This window comes from Shimia sp. (assembly GCF_039969785.1).
In the GTDB taxonomy this organism is placed as follows: domain Bacteria; phylum Pseudomonadota; class Alphaproteobacteria; order Rhodobacterales; family Rhodobacteraceae; genus Shimia.
This window is the reverse complement of the sequence record NZ_JBDVNC010000034.1, coordinates 93,051-111,147: the sequence shown is the minus strand read 5'-3', so window position 1 is coordinate 111,147 and position 18,097 is coordinate 93,051. Positions and strand designations below refer to the sequence as shown.

Here is an 18,097-nt window from a genome sequence, read left to right as displayed (position 1 = left end):
GTGGATCCTAGTCGGCAAAGAAAAATTCATCAGGACGGTGCATACCGAAATGCGCGCCGGGCGACCACGCCCAGATTGCCTTTTCCGGTACATTCTTAAGGCGGTTGGACACCACAACAGGCTGTGGCGCCTGATTGAGAATGCCGATGGCAAAAACCTGATCCGCGTGGATATCAACCATTTCCTGCCAGATAACGCCCCGTTCGGCGGCGGTATATGCGTGGGTCCATGACTCGGCCAGTTCGTTCAGGCGGATGGCGGCGGGCACGTCGGGGGCTTCGCCAGCGGCACCAGAGTTCTGGTGGTATTGTCCCCATTTGGGCCATGCAAAAAAGGATTGATCCCACGGAGCAAGATACCCCGGCGATGTGTAAGTCTGAGGGATGCCATTGTCCCAACCGAACCACACGGCGGCCATGGTTTCACCGGCATAAACCCGGTTGCGCAGGATGTCGCGTTCCAGCGGGCGCATGATCAGTTTGACGCCAATGTCTCTCCAGTTGTCGGTCACGATCTGCATCGCGTTCTCAACTTCCTGGCGCTCGCCCGCGGTCTCAATGACGATCCACAGCGGTCGCCCGTCAGGCATCAGGCGGAACCCGTCTTTGTCGCGTTCTGTCAGCCCCATTTCGTCAAGCAAAGCGTTGGCCTGATCGATGTCATAGGTGGCCCATGCGGTGCGGTTTTCTTCTTTGTAGAAGGGGCTGATCGGCAAAACCGTCATCCCGCCTTCTTTGGCCAGACCGAAATACAGACCTTTGTTGATGATCTTGCGGTTGATCGCCAGCGACAGGGCGCGGCGCAGGCGCGCGTCGCGCATGGTTTCACGCCATCCGTCGTCGTTGTAATTCAGGTTAAGATAAATCGCGATTTGTGACGCGGTGCCATTGCCCCAGAGCAAGGTGTTGTATTTGCCACTGGATTCGCCCTTTTTCAGGATCGCCGTATCTTTGAAATCAAGGCCGCGCGCCTGAAGATCAACCTCGCCTGCGTTGGCTTTGGCCGCGACAAGTCCGGGGGCCACAACCTGCATTTCGACCACGTCGGCATAGGGCAATTGCACACCCTTGGCGTCCACGCGGTGATAATAAGGATTGCGCACAAACAGGAAACGGCTTTTGCCATCTTTGGTGGCCAACATCCATGGCTGCAACGTGGGCAGGTCGGGATTGTCGAACTTGTACATATTATCGCTGCGATTGTGCAGCGCGGGCCAGCTGCGCACGCGGGCTTCGTACAACAATTCGCTGAGGGTTTCTTCGTCAGCGTATTTGGCGTGCAGCTTTTTCAGGAAATGCGCAGGGCGATAAATGAAAGGCGGGCGCGCTTCGGCCAGCATTTGAAGAAACTGGGGATTGGGATTGGCCCATTCATAGATAACGGTGGTTTCGTCCGGGAACGTGACGGTTGGCAGATCGCCATCGACGCGCAGGAAATCGACAGGACCAGAGGGCGATAAAAGTTCGTGATTGGCGACGTCTTCCCACCAATAGCGGAAATCCTCGGACGTGAAGGGATGCCCGTCTGACCAGCGATGCCCGGGGCGCAGGTGCAACGTGAATTTGCGATCATCCTCATTGTCAATGGATTGCAGGATATCCGCGCCCAGTTCGTAACGGGCATCAAATCCGACCAGCCGCGCATATCCGTAGACCACCATCTGCCGAACATCTTTGACACGCGTGACAAGCGTTCGAATGGTACCGCCCGGTTGACCAAATTCGCGCCCGATCCGTTCCAGATCGATCACCAAGGGCGTGTCCGGAATACGCTCTGCCGCAGAAGGCAGATTGCCCAGATCAACCTCGGCCTGCCAAAATGCGCTTTCCTTAACGTCAAAGGCAGCGGCCAGCGTCGCTGTCACCGTCAGCGCCGCAGTGAGAAGAACTCTTTTAAACATAACAGCGTACCTTGTGTCCGGGCCCGGTGACGGTCAATGGCGGAACGGTCGTTCCGTCGAAACGGAAAGAGTCAGGCCATGTTGACGGTTCACCAGCGCCTTGAGCCACGATCTTAAGATCGATCGGGCGGTTGATGTCCGGCTCTGGTTGAGCGGCAATCAACGCTTTGGTGTAGGGATGTTGAGGATTGTAGAAAAGCTGATCCGGCGGGCCTTGTTCAACAACAAGGCCGGATCGCATGACGGCCACCTCGTCAGCGATGCGTGCGACAACAGCCAGATCGTGGCTGATGAACAGATAGCTGAGGTTGAGGCGGTCGCGGATTTCTTCGAGAAGTTGCAGAACCTGCTCCTGCACGGACACGTCCAGAGCGGATGTCGGTTCGTCACACACAAGAAATGTCGGCCCCAGCATCAGCGCACGTGCAATCGACAGGCGTTGGCGCTGGCCACCGGAAAAGGCATGCGGATAGCGGGTTAGCATATTCTGGCTGAGCCCAACCCAGCGCAACATTTCTTCTGCGCGGTCCATACGTTCGGACGCGGACCCGATACCGTGGATTTCCATCGGTTCCATCAATGCATCTTTCACGCGCATCCGGGGGTTCAGCGTAGAATAAGGGTCCTGAAAAACCATCTGTGCTTTGCGCTGGAACGCCAGACGTTCCGCATTGTCGAGCTTTTGCAGGTCAATCGGCTCGGCGTCGGTCTCAGCCCGGAATAAGATCGATGCGCCTGCATCGGCGCGTTCTGCGCCCAGCGCCATACGGGCACAGGTGGTTTTCCCGGACCCGGATTCGCCAACAACCGCCAGCGTTTTACCCCGCTCGACACCAAATTCGATACTGCGCACCGCGTGCACGATGGTTTTGGGCTTCCATGCGGATGAGCCTTTGAGCGTGAAGGTCTTGGAAACGTCGTGCATTTCCAGAATGTAATCCCGGTCGGATTCTTTGTTCTTGTCGACGGGGGATGCCGGAATTTCCGGGGCAGCCGCCATAAGGTCGCGTGTATAGCCGTGTTGCGGATCGTTGAGGATCAACGGTGCCGGGCCGGATTCCATCACCCGCCCCCGGTTCATGACCACAACGCTGTCGGCCATGTTTGCCACAACCCCAAGGTCATGCGTGACCAGAACAACGGCCATGCCGTATTCTTTCTGCAAATCCTTGATCAGACCCAGCACCTGCGCTTGTGTTGTCACGTCCAGCGCTGTTGTCGGTTCGTCCGCAATCAGGATTTCAGGACGCCCCACCATCGCCATAGCGATCATTGCGCGTTGACGCATACCGCCAGACAGCTCAAACGGGTAGGATTCATAGATACGCTGAGGGTCTTTGAACCCGACACGATCAAACATCGCCAGAACAAGCTTCAGCTGCTCAGCTTTGCTCATGCGTTTGTGCAGGCGCAACACTTCGGTCACTTGGTTGCCGATCCGGTGCAGCGGCGACAATGACCGCATGGGTTCCTGAAAGATCATCGAAACCCGTTCGCCACGGATACGGCACATGTGTCGTTCTGACAGATCCATAAGGTCCAGCGGTGTGGCACCTTCGGGGCCTGCCATGTGAATTCGACCCGAGCGCACTTGCGCAGAGGCGGGCAGAATACGCAGCGCGGCACGGCAGCTGAGCGTTTTGCCCGAGCCGCTTTCGCCAACCAGCGCCAGAGTTTCCCCAGGCTGAACTGAAAAGCTAACGTCATCAACAACAGGCGGATCATCGTTAAAGCCGATGGTCAGGTTCTCAACAGATATCAGTGCCGTCACGCCAACTTCCCTTGTCGCACCCCAAAACACCCTGACAAACAGGAGGGCATGTTAGCGAGTGAACATGATTATGTGCATTGTCGCAAGCGTCTAGCGCGGTCAATTTTCACAAGGATGCCTTAGAATGGGGTTAAGACACACCTGACGGACATGATTACCGCATCGTGATTGTATGAGGGGGTGACATTCCCAAGCGACCTGATCTAACAAATGCCAACCCGATTGCAGGAGTGTCGCGATGAGCCGTCTGGACGTATTTATCAACCGTATGGTTTCCCAGCGCGTATGTCTGGATTTTGCAGTAGCCGAAACAAAAGGCATGCAAGGCCCGGTTTTTGAACTTGGGCTGGGAAATGGCCGCACGTTCGACCACATGCGGGAAAAAATGCCCGAGCGGGAGGTCTTCGTTTTCGAACGCAAAGTCGAATCCAACCCGGCGTCTACTCCGGATCCATCCATGACCATATTGGGGGATGTACGCGAAACGTTGCCTGCGGCGCTTGCTCGATTTGGATCGACGGCAACGTTGATCCATGCTGACCTTGGCGGGCACAATCTGGAGAAGAATGACCAGTTTGCCCGCTTGGTGTCTCCTTTGATTGAGCCCTTGCTCGGCATTGGCGGTCTGATGGTTTCATCAGACAAGATGTACTTTGATGAGTTGAATCCTTTGCCTACACCACCCGGTTCGGTTGAAGGACGGTGTTTTGTGTACCGTCGGGACGCCTAAACGCCTTCAAACTAGTGCGGATGTGCGCCAATCGGGCGCAAAATTGTGAGCGCCCATGATTTCGGCCTTCATATTGCCGAAACACATGGTTAAGGGTGGTATCCGTTATCGGATGGTTTAGACAGCCAAGTGGTTCATCATACCGCTACAACAGGCTGCTCCGAAACGGAGAACGAAATGGAAGACAAGAAATCCAGCTTTGTGACGTTCGCCGAACGCTTTTTCCGACTTGGTGGCGGGTTTCTTGTTCAGGAAGACAACCCCTATTTTGTTGCGACGGATGCTCTTGAAGCACGCAGTGACGAGTGGCCGGGCGGTTATTTGTCGATGGCCCATTATGACTATCTGGGTTTGTTGAATCATCCTGATTGCAAAACCGCTGCCAAAGACGCCATCGATCAACACGGAACCGGCGCAGGTGCATCCCGTCTGGTGGGTGGAGAGCGTTTGGTGCACCGTGAATTCGAACGCGATATGGCCGACTTTCTGGGCGTTGGCGGCGTGTTGACGATGATTTCCGGTTATCTGACCAATATCAGTGTCATCGGCCTTTTGATGCACAACAAAGATCTGGTGATCGTGGATGAGCTGGCTCACAACTCGATCATGGTGGGTGTGCAGGGCGTCAAAGCAGATGTCGCGACTTATCAGCACAATGATCTGGACGAGCTGGACCGGTTGCTGAGCGAAAAACGCGGACAGTATAACCGGGTGATGATCTGTACCGAGGGCTTGTTCTCGATGGACGGGGACATCACCGATCTGCCAAAGCTTCTGGAAATCAAAGAACGTCACGATGCGTGGCTGTTGCTGGACGAGGCGCATTCTTATGGCGTGCTTGGACCAACCGGGCGCGGTCTTTGTGAGCATTTTGGTATTGAACCAGACCGGATCGAGCTGTCGATTGGCACGCTTTCAAAAAGCTTTGCGTCTGCCGGTGGTTTTGTCGCCGGGAACGCAAAAGTTATAGATTGGATGCGCTATGGCATCGCCGGCTTCATTTATTCCGTGGGACTTCAGCCCGCCACTGTGGCCAGTTCACACCAGGCGCTGAAAATCTTGCGGGCTGAGCCGGATCGTGTGACCCGGTTGCGTCGCAATTCCAAGCTGTTCCTGCGCAAAGCGCGGGAGGCCGGTCTGAACACCGGAACCGCCATTGGAGAGGCCGTTGTTCCGGTTCTTTTCGACTCACCTCTGGAATGTGTGCAAGTGGCCAAAGCGTTGATGGATCAGGGCATCTATGCCCCGCCCGTCATTCAGATCGGCATTCCCAAAGATCTGCCGCGCATTCGCTTTTTCTTGTCTGCATCGCATTCCGAAGAGGATATCGATCGGGTGATTCAAGCGGTTGTTCAGGCCTCGGGCGGGTCACACGCAGTACGGAATCGCCTCAGCGCGGAATAATCCAGATGCCATTGTTGCGCCTGCCCAATGTATTGATGCTTTGTGCGCTGGTGATGGCATTTTGCCTGTCATCCGGGCTTTCTCAACAGGCACAAGCAAAGCCAAGCGTGCGCGTGACGTCCAGCATGACCTCGGCACAGTTGCCGGTTGCGCGGAAGGATTTTCCACATCCGACTGAAAAGCATCAGGTGTTCTTTTTGCAAAGAACGGCGAATGCCAACACGATTGTCTATGTCGCACGGTTTGATGATAACGGTGATCTGGACAAACGCCGCCCCTTAACGGCGTATTGGCGCCGTTATGACCAACGTGGTCAGGTGATGGCGTTGCGATGGTATGAACGGGTCTTTGGATTCGGCGTTAGCGCCCGTGCCAACAAGAACGGCAATGGCTATCTGATTGCAGTAAATGCGATGCGCAGCCACACGTTTGAACTGCGCCAGACCGCGCCATTTAAGGCCGCGCTATGGACACAGGTCAACAATCGTGATTTTGAACTGATCTACGGATTTCTTGACCTAGATGAGAGCGGATTGTTTCCCAAGGTCGACCGCTTGCGCCTTTATTCGTCTGACCCGATCTCGGGCCGATACGTAACCCACTTAATTGCCGTTTCCGGCGGAGAATACTAAGAATGACCTCTCAAACACCCAACCGTATTCGCACTGTGATTGTCGGTGTTGGCAACTGTGCCAGTTCTCTAATTCAAGGCGTTGCCTATTGCCGGGACAAGGGCGAAGACGCCGTTGGGGTGAGCTTTCCCGATCTGGCTGGATATAAGCCCGAGGATATTGAGCTGGTCGCCGGGTTTGACGTGGATTACCGCAAAGTCGGCAAGCCGCTGGGCGAAGCGGCATTTGCTGAACCCAACTGCACCGAACGGTTCTACACCGATCTGGATGGACAGACCGCAATGATCCATCGCGGCCCTGATCTGGATGGGGTTGCATGGCACATGTTGCAGAACCCCGAAGACCGCAGTTTCCGGCTTTCGCAGGAACCTGCGCTGAGCAAGCAGGACATCGTGGCAAAGCTGCGCGCGCTTGAAGCCGAAGTGATGATCATCTTTTTGCCGGTTGGGTCGCAAAAAGCCGTGGAATTCTATGTGGAATGTGCGCTTGAGGCTGGCGTGGCCGTGGTGAATGGCATTCCGGTATTCATCGCGTCGCACCCTGTGTGGGCCAAGAAATTCGAAGACGCTGGCGTGCCCATTCTGGGCGACGATTTCAAGGCACAGTTCGGCGCGACCATCGTGCACCGGACCCTGGCCAATCTGGCCGAAATGCGCGGTGTCGAGATTGACCGCACCTATCAGCTGAACGTGGGTGGCAATACCGACTTTCTGAATATGACCGAACAGGACCGGCTGGCCAACAAACGGGAAAGCAAAACCGAAGCGGTACAGGCGGTTCTGGAAGAGCGTCTGAAGGACACCGATATTCGCATTGGTCCGTCAGATTACGTGCCTTGGCTGAATGACCGTAAGGTCGCTTATGTACGTCTTGAGGGGCGTCTGTTTGGCGGCGCGCGTACCAATATCGAAGTGCGTCTGGATGTCGAGGACAGCCCCAACGCCGCAGCCGAAGCCATTGTCGCCATTCGTTTGGCGCGGATCGCGCTGGATCGCAAACTGGCCGGCCCGATTCAGGATGCGAGCGCCTTTCTGTTCAAACACCCGCCCAAGCAAATCGAAGACACTGATGCCCATGACGTGATTTTGAATTTCGTCAAAGGGGGCGAGGCAAGCGCCTGATGGGCCCGGCCTTTGTCACCGGCGGCTCCAGCGGCATCGGATTTGCCGCTGCTGTGCTGTTGGCGAAAAAAGGCCACGATATCGCGATGTTCGCACGGGACCCCGGCAAGCTGTCCGCCGCGCGGACGGCCATTCTGGAACAGGCACCAACCGTGCAAGTGCGCGAATTCGCCGTCGATGTCAGCGACCGCAAGGCCGTTTTCAGCGCAGTGACAGAGGCGATTGCCGTCATGGGCGCGCCCAAAGTAGCGATCGCCAGCGCCGGGATCGCGCAACCGGGCTTGTTCACTGAACAACCGCTGGACCTGCACGAACGCCACATGCAGGTGAATTATTTCGGAGCGCTTTATTTTGTCAGCGCGCTGCACCGCGCGATGGCCGAAGCAGGCGGTGGACAGATCGGATTGATTTCTTCGGGCACGGCGTTTTTTGGCATTTACGGCTATGGCGCCTATGCGCCGTCGAAATTCGCGTTGCGCGGGCTGGCAGAGGTACTGCACATCGAATTGGAAACGGACGGGATCAGCGTGACGGTCTGTTACCCCCCAGATACGGACACGCCCCAGCTTGAGGCAGAAATGGCAAGCAAACCGCGCGCCACCGCTAAGATTTCCCAAGGCGGTGGACTGTGGCAGGCGGAAGATGTCGCCCGCAAGCTGGTTGATGGCATGCAGCGCGGCAAGCTGGTCGTGGCCCCCGGGTTTCAGATGGCGGGGCTGAACCGGTTTACCAGCCTGATTGCACCGCTGTTGCGGTGGCACCAACGGCGGATTGTCCGCAAATATGGCCCATGATCGGGCTGAACATTCATCAACTGGCCCTGACCGGCGCCGTGCTTTTGGCGATCGGATATGGCGTGTTGGGTTTGTTGGTTGTCATCCCGACTACCCGCGACACGGCGCGCGATCTTGTGAAAACTTTCTTCAGCGCAACGCTGATCGCAGCCGTTCTGATTTGCGCGACTTTGTCGGGCACCGTTGGGATTGTGGCCTTGATGGTTGTCGTGGCCTTGCGCGTCGGATTTGAAGCCGGACACGTGCGGTTTGGCACAGCGCAGGCGGCATGGGGCATGGCCATTCTTTGTCTTGGTCTGAGTTTGGCCGTGATGAGCGAAACGCTGATTGCAGTGGCGCTGGCTGGGGTGTGGCCCCTGTTGCTGGTCCGCGTAGTGAAGATGCAAAAGGGCCGGACCGCCCATGCCTTGTTGGAACTGCTGGTGTTTCCGGTCATTCCAATGGCGTTGATGGCGCATGGTGGCGTCGCACCCGAAATGCGCGTCGCGGTGGCGGGCACGTATGTGCTGGTCGAGATTTTTGACAGCTTTGCACTTTTGTTCGGCAAGCTGTTCGGCAAGCGCCCTGCCTTTCCGATCTTGTCGCCACGCAAAACCGTTGAGGGGCTGATGGGCGGGGCCATAAGTCTGTGCGTTCTGACTGCAATTTCGGCTGGTCTGTTGGGGTTGAACGTGGGGGCGATGGTTGGGGTCGCATTGATGGTCGCAATGTTGGCCGTGGCCGGTGATCTGGCGGCATCGCGCCTTAAACGCAATGCCGGGGTCAAGGATTACCCGGTGGTGATGAAGCGTCAGGGCGGGCTGTTGGATTCTCTGGACAGCTGGATCGCCGCCAGCGCCGGGTTGGTCGCCTTGTATTTCGTGTTGGTTTTGCTATGACGCAGCCGTCCGAAGACTTCGCACATGTCTCTGGTGGCCGATGAGAGTTCTGGGCCCGATCACACGCATTCTAGGTATCCCGATTGTCGCGCGGCTGATGTTGATTTTGGCCGTGGTCGAAGCAATTTTTCTGGCTGAAAGCTTTACCACCCTTCTGGAAGAAGCCTTGCGACAGGATGCAGTGGCGGCGGATGTTGCGATTTTGCTGTTGTTCAAAGTGCCCGAGATTTTTGATCTGGCGCTTGCGGTTGGTATGCTGATTGCGGTCTATTTTGTGGTCACGGATGCGCGCAATCGGGGTGAATTGGTCATTCTCGCCTCGTCCGGTATCCGGTGGAGCCGGATTGTCAGCGTCGTTCTTGTCATCGGATTGATCGGCGGTGCCGTGAGCCTTGCCACTGCCGGTTTCATTTCGCCACTGGCGCGCTATGCCAGTCGGATCAAGATGGCGGAATTGCAGACCCAGCACATCGTCAGCCGGATCGAACATGCCGGACCATTGAACACTCAGCAGACCATTCGGGGCGTTACATTTATTGCCACCCCACCAAAGGACGGAGCGCAAAGGCGTGGGCAGTTATTTGTGTTTCAACCCAATTACGGACCTATGTGGCGCACGATACAGTCGCGCAACTGGCATGTGACAGACGCGGATGATGGCGGCCAGCGCAAGATCATACTGGAGGCACTTTCGGCTTATGAAGGTGTCTATCCTAAGACCGAAAAAGCGCTGAGGCATGTCAGCCGGTTCAGCGTGGCCGATGGAGATTTTGCGTTTGGCATGTCGGATGTCACAACTCCACCGCGCCGTGACCGCAGCAAGGCCGAACGCATGCTGGATATTAACGCGCCGGATGCGACACCGCGCATTGCCAAGATCGCGACCCGGGCTTTGATGGTACCTATGGCGGCCCTGCTGGCGTTGGCGGCGATCGTGGCGGCGGGATCCGGGATCGGGCGCTATATAGCGTTGCCATTGGCCGCGCTGGTGTTGATGGCGGGGGATATTCTGGCCCGCTCGGTTGTGGCGGGCAGTGTCGAATCGTTTTCGCCGCTGGCTCTGATCCTTCTGGCACTGGCCATCTATCTGGGTCCACCGCTGGCCTATCTGGCCCGCAAACGCGAGGTTTTGATGATCCCGGCGGGGCGGCGGTCATGAATTGGCGCGCTTATACCGGTGTGGCCGTGCGCAGCATGGTCTGGGCCTATTTGCAGGCAATTGCGTTTGTGATGTTCACCTTGCTGGTGATTGCGCTGACCATCGATCTGACCGACAGTCTGGACAATATCCGCGCAAGGGCCGCGGAAACGGAACAGCCGGTTTGGCGGGTGTTGCTGCCTTATCTGTCGTTTCGCTCAGTGGATATTGTGACCCGTCTTTTGGGCATGGCGGCGTTGATTGGTGCAGGAGTGACCACGGCGCTGCGTCATCAACGTATGGAAGACGTTGTTCTTGCGGCTGCCGGAGCCTCTCCGGCTGTGATGCTGAGTGCCCTGTTGATGGTTGGGGCCGTCACAGGGGCTATTCAAGGCTCGTTTCAGAATTGGTTGCGCCCGCCAACTGTGGAACGCCAGGTGGAAATGGGGCTGGGGCAATACGGGCGCTGGTTTGGCAATACACAGCTGACACATCGCTGGTTTGTGAATGAAAATCTGGCAATGCGGGCCGAAGTGCGACGTGGTGCGGATGCATCTTTGACGGATGTGACCATTTTTGAAGGTATCGACCAGCCCGTGCTGAGCCGGATCATTTTTGCTGAAAGCGCCGCTCCGCTGTCAGAAGATGAACAATGGCGGTTACAGGGCGTGACGCTATGGCAAGGAGAAAACGGGACCGCGACACAGCGCATGGAAACATTGGATATCTGGTACCCATTGAACATTGACCGTGTTCAGTATTTTGGTGTTCACGGGTATTTCATGCCAAACTCTGCCCTGAAACAGGTGGCTCGGTTAACCGGGACGCAGGCGGCCAGCGATGCGCGCACGGCGTTGGCGTTTCGCAAGCTGGCCTTTTTTCTACCGGGCGTATTTGCGCTTTTGGGCGCCAGCCTGGCGCTGGCGGGGCGACGTGGCCGCCGGTTGGCGCCGTTCCGCCTTTTGCCCTTGGTCACAATTGGTTACGTGACACTCGTCTCGTTCAAAGTGTTCTGGGCGCTCGGGATTCACGGACGCCTGCCGCCTTATTGGGCAGCCCTCATCCCGATCAGTCTGGCAGTTTTGTTGTCGGTTGTTTTGCAGTTACAGCAGGCCGGATACTTAAGACGCAACCGCTGAACGGGTCTGTATGCGCGCATCACGTTCCTGAATTTGCGGCCAGACGGTATCAACAGCCCGTGCAAACATCGCTTCGTCATCAATTTCGGTCCACGCCAGATCCTCTAGCAAAACCGCTTCGATATCCGTGTCGCGTGCAAGCTCGATAACGGCCGCTTCATAATCTGACTTGGGATTTTCAGCCAAAACCGATGTCGCTGCGGCACGCAGGCGTTCGACCTGAGGCGCAGAGAAACACGTGATGCCCATCAGTTCACCATAATGCGCGTGTGGCTGGGCATTGATGTCTTTGGACATGGTATCAAATGACGGTGTTCCGGTGGCGCCGGTACGCGACCAGACATAGACCTCGTCGGTGGCATTGGTTTGACCGGATACAATCATGCGCGTCTGGTTCGACGCCACAGGAGAAAGCGCGCGGGCCTCATAGATGACGTCAGATTCCAGCAGGACAATATGCCCGCTCAGACCATTAAGCCCGGTCATCAAAGATTGTAGGCTGCCCGTCTGATCGTAAGCCGGATTATGGATCAGTTCGATGTCATCCCGTCCCGCAAACAATGTCTCGTATTGATCGCTTAAATGACCGGTCACAATCCGAATGCGTTCAATGCCACGAGACCGCAACAAGTCGACAGACCGTGCCACCAGCGGTATACCGTTGATTTCCAACAACCCCTTAGGTGTGAGACGCCCGCGCGGCCCCATACGAACTCCACGCCCGGCAGCAAGGATAAGCGCGCTCAAATCAACCATGTTTTCCGCTTTCAAAACCGACTAAGAACGGGCCGGACCCTATGTGAGGTCGGGACCATCTGCAAGAAGCAACAGGACACTGAATTTATGAGTTATTCGCTACATCAGCTGATTGACGCCAATCGCGCGACAGCAGAGGAAGAAAAGACCAGCAATTGGTCGGTTTTCCTGTTGTATCGCTTGCCGGGGAATGTGCTGGCCTGGGCGTTTCTGAAAACCCCGGCGACGCCGACAAATGTGACGTTTTTGGCATTGCTGGTGGTGTTACTTATACCCTTTTCCGCCGGGTTGCTTCCGCTGGCGATAGCAGGTGTTGCGACATGTGTGCTGGCGCTTTTGTTTCAGGCGCTGGATTGCGCGGACGGATCAATGGCGCGGGTTTCGGGCATGGGTTCAGAGGCCGGCGGGCGGTATGATTTTCTGGTCGATATGTTTCAGTGGGGCGTACTGTACGCGGCGATGGGCCTTCTCGCTGATCGTGCCGCGGACAGCGGTGTATTCTGGACCATGCTGGGATTCATGGCGGGATGGCTGCGGCTTTTTGCGCGGGTGTGCAATGATCGCGCGCCGAAAAATGTACCAACGTCGCAAAGCACGCCCGGATGGGCCATGTGGTTTCTGAACGGTCTAAGCGGATTGATCCCGTTTCTGTTCCTGTCGGGGCCTTATATGCATCTGGCGGTCATTGCGGTTCTGATTTACAGCATCGGCGACGTTTTTGATGCATTGACCCGAGTTATTGAATGAAGATTGTTCATATCACCCCGTATTCAATGGGCCGCCCCGGCGGCGTGCAAAGCAATATTCGTGATCTGAGCGCTTGGCTGTGTGCACAAGGACATGAGGTACGGATTGTGGCGCCGCCGGGCAATACCGACATACCTGGATTGATGACGTTGGGCGGATGCCGCCCGCTTACGGTGCACGGAACACAATTTGAGCTCACCCGTGCGCGACGACCCGAAGTTAAGGCCTGTGTCGAAGAACTGCGTGACTGGGGTGCCGAGGTTGTGCATCTGCACACCCCGTGGACGCCCATGATGGTCTGGCAAATGTGGCGGGCGTTGCAACTCCCCTCGGTGGCTACGTTTCACGCCACATTGCCAGAGAATTCGGGCTTTGACCCGGTTGCGATGCTGCTGAGACGCAGCGCCACCTATTTTAATAAGCGGCTAACTTCGGTCGTGGTCCCGTCTCAGGGGGTGCGCGATCAATGGGCAGCGCAGCGCGCAAGCCCATTGCCCCGGATTTTGCCACCTGCCGTGGATTTGTCGCTGTGGCGCAAAGCCGGATTGACCTCGCAGTCTTCGGACGTGCTGAAAGTTGTCTATATGGGGCGTCTGGAACAACGCAAGGGCGTGTCCGTGTTGTTGGACGCGTGGGCAAAAGCGCACAAGGCAATCCCCGAGGCTCAGTTGATCATCGCGGGCGACGGATCAGAAGAAGGTGCGTTGCGCGACCAAGCAGCCAAGTCTGGCACTGGCGGCATAACGTTTCGCTCGTCCCCAGACAATGAAGAGGCCCGCACGCTGGTGGCATCCGCCGATTTGTTTATCGCGCCTGCGCTACATGGAGAGAGTTTTGGACTTGTTCTGGCCGAGGCCATGGCCGCTGGTACGGTGCCGGTGGCTGCAGCCAATTCGGGATATGCAACAGTTCTGAGCGGCGCGGGTCAAGATCTGTTGGTGCCTCCGGGACAGCCCGAGGCGCTGGCCGACAAGATTATTGAGTTGGCAGAACACCCGGCCAAACTGGACCGCATGCGGACCTGGGCGCTAAGTCAGGCTCAAAGATTTGACATTCGCACTGTTGGCCCGGCGTACGAAGCAATTTACCATTCGGCGTTGACCTAGCGCTCAAACCGCGATGGGGTTGGAAATTCACGGTTCAGCCAGTTTTTAACGAAACGTTCGACGCGCGGGTTGGGCTGGTCATTGAAGCTGTCATTCAGAGTATAACAGTACGGGCCGCGGCGTTTCATGCGCCACAGCTGAAACCACGTCCAGGGCAACAGGTTTTCCAAAGAGACATACCCCTCGACCTGATCCGCCTCGGCTTGTGTGCATTTGAGCGAATTGCCTTCCTCGACCATGGCGTGCGGATAGAAATATTCGAGTGGAATATTTGAGCCATCGCGAAACCGGGTGCGTCTGGTGCTGGTAAATGCGTCGGCAAATCGATCTTCCAAACCTGACATGCGATTTCTATCAAACAGACGCGGGCCGTGGATCGCATATTGGCGCGGCGCATCACCGTAAGTTTCGTTCAGAATGCGGTTCGAATTGGCCAGGGCATGGTTCCACGGTCCGTCCTGGACCGGGTCAAGCGCGTCGGCGTTTTTGGTGGTCTTGGATTTGAACAACGATAATGGGCGACCGTCCCGCGTCAGCGCCTGCATCAGACCCGGTTTGGCCAGCATCATGTCGTCTTCGAAAAAGACATACTGGTCGCTAAGGTCTGGCAGCATATGCACATGTGATAAGATCGAAAACGAATTGAACGTGGGCAAAATCGCCGGATCGGCAACCTGATCGTGATGCACAATCCGTAGATCGGGATGTTGCGCATTCAGCCAGTCCGGGCATTGAGGACGTTGCGTGAACAGATAGAGATGCCGCATTTCGGGCATGTTCTGATCCAGCGAACGCAGGCAATAGCGCAGCAGTTCCAGATTATCGCGGGTTCGGTTGGGATTGGTGTCATGCGCGTCTTCGGCGTACTGGCCCAATAGGTCCTGATATCCGTCGAACTGATCATCTACCCACATGATCACCACATCGATGCTTTTGGCGGGCAGTTCCTGCGATGGGGCGTGTTTGGCTGGGGTTTGGGTCATGCGGATATCCTTGACAGCGAGAAGGTTCAACGCAAGCGGATATGCGCGGTTGCCAAGACAGGTTCAACCATGCCAGACCGATTTCGACGGTTCAGGACGGGCCGATGCATAAAAACACTGGAGAACGGGCATTGGCAAAAGGCGATCTGGTCATAGCGGCGGATTTCGGCACCTCTGGCGTAAAAGTCGGTGTGGTTGACGATCAGCTGACGCTTTTGGCACGGGTGACGGAAACCTACCCATTGTCTTTGTCGCCCGGTGGCCGTGCCGAACAGGACCCGAACGATTGGTGGGCCGCGTTAGAACGCGCGCTGGCGGCATTGCACAAAGACATGCCGGATTTGCGCACGCGCGCAGGTGCCATTGTATTCTGTGGACAAGTGTGCGGCGTTGTCTGTGCTGACAAAGACGGAAAGCCGCTGCGCCCCTGTCTGACCTGGATGGACAAACGCGCCGCCGAAGTGGGCAACCGGTTGGTGGGCGGGTTTCCAAGCGTGCGCGGATATAGGGTCGACAAAGGGCTTTTGTGGCTGGCTCTGGCCAATGGAGCGCCGGCACAAAATGGCATGGACCCAACTGCAAAAATTCTGTGGGTCAAGGAAAACGAACCGGATGTGTTTGACCGGACCCGATGGTTTCTGGATGTGCGGGATTGGCTGGTGCATCGCGCGACCGGCAAGTTCACCACCTGCCCGGAATCCGCGAACCTTTCCTGGGTGATGAACACACGGCGTGGTCGTGAAGGATGGTCTGAAACGCTGTCCAGGCTGGCGGGAATTCCGATTGATCGTATGCCGCCGATAGTGGCTGGCGATCAGAAGGTTGGCGGCCTGACTGAAGACGCCGCAAACGCATTGGGCCTGTCGACAGATGTACAGGTTCTGGGCGGCGGGGCAGATGTGACTGCCGCGACACTGGGCACAGGCGAGGTCGAGGACGGGGCGCTTCATATCAGCGTTGCCACCAGCGCGTGGATCGCCGGGTTCTTTAAGGGACGCCGGGTCAGCATTCCGCATGCCTATGCGACGATCACGTCTTGTCTGGATTACCGCCCGTTGCTGATCGCGTCACAGGAAAATGCCGGTTCAGCCATGCAATGGGCCATGCAGGTGATTGGTGACGGACAAGGATTTGACGACATCGGCCGTGTGCGGCTGGAAGATCCGTTCTTTCTGCCCTGGCTGACTGGCGAACGCGTGCCGGTCGACGATCATGACCTTAGGGGAACATTTCATGGGCTGGCGCTTGACCACGACACGAGCACGTTGCGCCGTGCGGTGGTGGAAGGCGTCGCCCTGAACCTGAAATGGGCGTTTGACAAGGTATCGTCGGAGAGGGGCGTGCAACCGGACGGACCGGTGGCCCTGGTGGGTGGTGCCGCGGCCAATCCGGGTTTTGCACAGCTTTTGGCCGACACGCTGAGCCGCGATATTCGTGTCTGTGCGGCGCGGCATGCAGGCGTTTTGGGCGCCGCCACGCTGGCCGCGCCAGCGATGGGCTGGGCCGCAACAGCCACCGAAGCTGCCGCCCGGCTTAAAGGCCGCGACACGGCCCGGTACACCCCGGACCAAAGGCGGGTAGAGGTGATGCAAGCAAGGGCCGCACGATTGGACCGCATTCGTCGGGACATCATCCGAAGCTACCAACGTTAAGAGGGAGGAAGCGGCATGATTGATGGGCTGCTGAAATCGAAAATCGATCCAATCTGGGAGGCGATGTCGACGCCGCTTGTGCGAGCAGGATTGACGCCCAATCAGGTGACATTTGCAGGCCTGGTCCTGATCCTTCTGGCCTCAGGGGCGTATCTGCTGCACGGTTCGCCGCTGATCTATGGGATCTCTCTGGCGGTGGCATTTGCCTTTGACGCGCTGGACGGTGCGGTTGCACGGCGACGCGACATGAGGTCGATGGCAGGCGGGTATTTTGACGCCATGGTTGACCGGTATCAGGAGCTGGCCGTTCTGGCGACCGTCGCGCATGTGCATGATCAGTGGCCGCTTGCGCTGGCTTGTTTTTCAGGCAGCGTGATCACGTCCTATGCCAAGGCCCGAACCGCCATTGAAATCCCGATCAGCAACGAAGACTGGCCCGATTTCTTTGAACGACTGGAGCGTGTCATCTATCTGTGCGCCATGCTGATCATCGCAAGTGTGTTGGGCCACTGGGTCATCACCGCTGGGCTGGCTGGTTTCGCGATCTTGTCTCATGTGACCGCGCTGCAACGTGCGCGCCGGGCGACAATGCTGTTGCGCGAAACGGATCAGGCGCGCAAATAGCGCCGGACGGCCAGCACGCAATCTGGCGTCCATCCCAGAATATAAAAAAGAAAAGACGAAATTAGCAAAAGCTCTATGGAAACATAGGCTTGCAATACCACGTAGCGTATTGGACCGCTGACAAAATCCTTGCCGATAAACAACCCCAGATACACGGCGGACAGAATGATGGGGCCGAGTATGGCAATCCGGCGTAGCTTGCAAAAAGCAGGAAGCATAAGACGTGAGTTCGGGGGCAAACGATCATATGCCCGCGACAACAATTCCCCTGAGAAAACAACAAACGCCTGTGAAAAGAAGAACAGGTAGCTGCCAAACATGTGCATTTCGTCATGGTCAGGAAAGCGATATTGGCTGAGGATAATCATGCCTGAAGAGGCCAAAGCCTGAAGAAAAATGACCAGTATCGACAGGTTTTTGACCATTTTCAAGCCATCGCCTGAACCGTGATTTTGCCGCAGGCCGCGCCACATCGTCATTATCATTAACAAGACGCCGATCCACAGAATTGGCGCACAAATCAACATCCATACAGCAAATGGGTCGCCGACAATCGGGTCCGAAATCGCGCGACTGATTGTGGGAGGTTGGCTTGCCACATAAGCCGGATGCAGCAAGGCAAAGTCCCAGCGCGCGGTGTAGATCAGGTAGTTCACAACTGACACGACAATGAGCGTGCACACGACGGACACCGACAATGCGACAGATGCCGAACGAGAGGG

Annotated in this window: 17 protein-coding genes; 12 read left to right on the top strand and 5 right to left on the bottom strand. The window is 56.8% G+C overall.

The annotated features are described in order from the left end of the window. Positions 1–7: 7 nt before the first annotated feature. Together ABJI08_RS16130 and ABJI08_RS16125 are read right to left on the bottom strand one after the other, a co-directional pair. Positions 8–1,900 carry an ABC transporter substrate-binding protein gene (locus tag ABJI08_RS16130; protein WP_348402875.1) on the bottom strand — a complete coding sequence of 631 codons (1,893 nt, stop codon included), beginning with the start codon at positions 1,898–1,900 and terminating at the stop codon, positions 8–10. Next, positions 1,893–3,671 carry an ABC transporter ATP-binding protein gene (locus ABJI08_RS16125; protein WP_348402874.1) on the bottom strand — a complete coding sequence of 593 codons (1,779 nt, stop codon included), beginning with the start codon at positions 3,669–3,671 and terminating at the stop codon, positions 1,893–1,895. The genes ABJI08_RS16130 and ABJI08_RS16125 overlap by 8 nt, the downstream gene beginning before the upstream one ends. Before the next feature lie 238 nt (positions 3,672–3,909). Here ABJI08_RS16125 and ABJI08_RS16120 point away from each other — a divergent pair, with 238 nt between their 5' ends. The 8 genes from ABJI08_RS16120 (at position 3,910) to ABJI08_RS16085 (ending at position 11,507) form a co-directional block, all read left to right on the top strand. Beyond that, positions 3,910–4,401: a class I SAM-dependent methyltransferase gene (locus tag ABJI08_RS16120; RefSeq protein WP_348402873.1), complete on the top strand. Its 492-nt coding sequence runs from the start codon at positions 3,910–3,912 to the stop codon at positions 4,399–4,401. A gap of 177 nt (positions 4,402–4,578) precedes the next feature. After that, a complete protein-coding gene (locus ABJI08_RS16115) occupies positions 4,579–5,805 on the top strand; it encodes an aminotransferase class I/II-fold pyridoxal phosphate-dependent enzyme (protein WP_348402872.1) in 1,227 nt (408 codons plus the stop codon). A 5-nt stretch (positions 5,806–5,810) separates the two neighbouring features. Then, positions 5,811–6,437, top strand: a complete 627-nt coding sequence (locus ABJI08_RS16110; protein ID WP_348402871.1) for a DUF4833 domain-containing protein — start codon at positions 5,811–5,813, stop codon at positions 6,435–6,437. A gap of 2 nt (positions 6,438–6,439) precedes the next feature. Continuing rightward, complete coding sequence (locus ABJI08_RS16105; protein ID WP_348402870.1) at positions 6,440–7,558, top strand: inositol-3-phosphate synthase; 1,119 nt, start codon at positions 6,440–6,442, stop codon at positions 7,556–7,558. Continuing rightward, positions 7,558–8,352, top strand: a complete 795-nt coding sequence (locus tag ABJI08_RS16100) for an SDR family oxidoreductase (protein ID WP_348402869.1) — start codon at positions 7,558–7,560, stop codon at positions 8,350–8,352. Before ABJI08_RS16105 ends, ABJI08_RS16100 begins: the two co-directional genes overlap by 1 nt. Further along, positions 8,349–9,230, top strand: a complete 882-nt coding sequence (locus ABJI08_RS16095) for a phosphatidate cytidylyltransferase (protein ID WP_348402868.1) — start codon at positions 8,349–8,351, stop codon at positions 9,228–9,230. Before ABJI08_RS16100 ends, ABJI08_RS16095 begins: the two co-directional genes overlap by 4 nt. A gap of 40 nt (positions 9,231–9,270) precedes the next feature. Then, positions 9,271–10,389: an LptF/LptG family permease gene (locus ABJI08_RS16090; RefSeq protein WP_348402867.1), complete on the top strand. Its 1,119-nt coding sequence runs from the start codon at positions 9,271–9,273 to the stop codon at positions 10,387–10,389. Beyond that, positions 10,386–11,507, top strand: a complete 1,122-nt coding sequence (locus ABJI08_RS16085) for an LptF/LptG family permease (RefSeq protein ID WP_348402866.1) — start codon at positions 10,386–10,388, stop codon at positions 11,505–11,507. Before ABJI08_RS16090 ends, ABJI08_RS16085 begins: the two co-directional genes overlap by 4 nt. On the opposite strand, the gene ABJI08_RS16080 is transcribed toward ABJI08_RS16085, so the two are convergent. Beyond that, positions 11,490–12,263, bottom strand: a complete 774-nt coding sequence (locus tag ABJI08_RS16080) for a phosphocholine cytidylyltransferase family protein (protein ID WP_348402865.1) — start codon at positions 12,261–12,263, stop codon at positions 11,490–11,492. The genes ABJI08_RS16085 and ABJI08_RS16080 overlap by 18 nt on opposite strands. Before the next feature lie 87 nt (positions 12,264–12,350). On the opposite strand from ABJI08_RS16080, the gene ABJI08_RS16075 reads away from it, so the two are divergent. Both ABJI08_RS16075 and ABJI08_RS16070 read left to right on the top strand, forming a co-directional pair. Then, complete coding sequence (locus ABJI08_RS16075; RefSeq protein ID WP_348402864.1) at positions 12,351–13,010, top strand: CDP-alcohol phosphatidyltransferase family protein; 660 nt, start codon at positions 12,351–12,353, stop codon at positions 13,008–13,010. Further along, positions 13,007–14,116, top strand: a complete 1,110-nt coding sequence (locus ABJI08_RS16070) for a glycosyltransferase family 4 protein (RefSeq protein ID WP_348402863.1) — start codon at positions 13,007–13,009, stop codon at positions 14,114–14,116. Before ABJI08_RS16075 ends, ABJI08_RS16070 begins: the two co-directional genes overlap by 4 nt. Here ABJI08_RS16070 and ABJI08_RS16065 read toward each other — a convergent pair. Beyond that, the gene (locus ABJI08_RS16065) at positions 14,113–15,099 is read right to left on the bottom strand and encodes a hypothetical protein (RefSeq protein ID WP_348402862.1); all 987 of its coding nucleotides are present in this window, start codon (positions 15,097–15,099) and stop codon (positions 14,113–14,115) included. The two genes, ABJI08_RS16070 and ABJI08_RS16065, sit on opposite strands and share 4 nt — an antisense overlap. A gap of 104 nt (positions 15,100–15,203) precedes the next feature. Between ABJI08_RS16065 and ABJI08_RS16060 the strand changes: the two genes are divergently transcribed. Then, positions 15,204–16,751 carry an FGGY family carbohydrate kinase gene (locus tag ABJI08_RS16060; protein WP_348402861.1) on the top strand — a complete coding sequence of 516 codons (1,548 nt, stop codon included), beginning with the start codon at positions 15,204–15,206 and terminating at the stop codon, positions 16,749–16,751. A 15-nt stretch (positions 16,752–16,766) separates the two neighbouring features. Next, positions 16,767–17,375, top strand: coding sequence for a CDP-alcohol phosphatidyltransferase family protein (locus ABJI08_RS16055; RefSeq protein WP_348402860.1), 609 nt, complete (start codon positions 16,767–16,769; stop codon positions 17,373–17,375). Here ABJI08_RS16055 and ABJI08_RS16050 read toward each other — a convergent pair. Next, positions 17,360–18,058 (bottom strand): hypothetical protein, encoded by a 699-nt coding sequence (locus tag ABJI08_RS16050; protein ID WP_348402859.1) that lies wholly within the window; start codon positions 18,056–18,058, stop codon positions 17,360–17,362. The genes ABJI08_RS16055 and ABJI08_RS16050 overlap by 16 nt on opposite strands. Positions 18,059–18,097 lie beyond the last annotated feature (39 nt).

Coding starts and splice junctions, on each gene's coding strand:
- ABJI08_RS16130 (WP_348402875.1), bottom strand. CDS start 1,900: ATGTTTAAAAGAGTTCTTCTCACTGCGGCGCTGACGGTGACAGCGACG.
- ABJI08_RS16120 (WP_348402873.1), top strand. CDS start 3,910: ATGAGCCGTCTGGACGTATTTATCAACCGTATGGTTTCCCAGCGCGTA.
- ABJI08_RS16115 (WP_348402872.1), top strand. CDS start 4,579: ATGGAAGACAAGAAATCCAGCTTTGTGACGTTCGCCGAACGCTTTTTC.
- ABJI08_RS16110 (WP_348402871.1), top strand. CDS start 5,811: ATGCCATTGTTGCGCCTGCCCAATGTATTGATGCTTTGTGCGCTGGTG.
- ABJI08_RS16105 (WP_348402870.1), top strand. CDS start 6,440: ATGACCTCTCAAACACCCAACCGTATTCGCACTGTGATTGTCGGTGTT.
- ABJI08_RS16100 (WP_348402869.1), top strand. CDS start 7,558: ATGGGCCCGGCCTTTGTCACCGGCGGCTCCAGCGGCATCGGATTTGCC.
- ABJI08_RS16095 (WP_348402868.1), top strand. CDS start 8,349: ATGATCGGGCTGAACATTCATCAACTGGCCCTGACCGGCGCCGTGCTT.
- ABJI08_RS16090 (WP_348402867.1), top strand. CDS start 9,271: ATGAGAGTTCTGGGCCCGATCACACGCATTCTAGGTATCCCGATTGTC.
- ABJI08_RS16085 (WP_348402866.1), top strand. CDS start 10,386: ATGAATTGGCGCGCTTATACCGGTGTGGCCGTGCGCAGCATGGTCTGG.
- ABJI08_RS16080 (WP_348402865.1), bottom strand. CDS start 12,263: ATGGTTGATTTGAGCGCGCTTATCCTTGCTGCCGGGCGTGGAGTTCGT.
- ABJI08_RS16075 (WP_348402864.1), top strand. CDS start 12,351: ATGAGTTATTCGCTACATCAGCTGATTGACGCCAATCGCGCGACAGCA.
- ABJI08_RS16070 (WP_348402863.1), top strand. CDS start 13,007: ATGAAGATTGTTCATATCACCCCGTATTCAATGGGCCGCCCCGGCGGC.
- ABJI08_RS16065 (WP_348402862.1), bottom strand. CDS start 15,099: ATGACCCAAACCCCAGCCAAACACGCCCCATCGCAGGAACTGCCCGCC.
- ABJI08_RS16060 (WP_348402861.1), top strand. CDS start 15,204: ATGCATAAAAACACTGGAGAACGGGCATTGGCAAAAGGCGATCTGGTC.
- ABJI08_RS16055 (WP_348402860.1), top strand. CDS start 16,767: ATGATTGATGGGCTGCTGAAATCGAAAATCGATCCAATCTGGGAGGCG.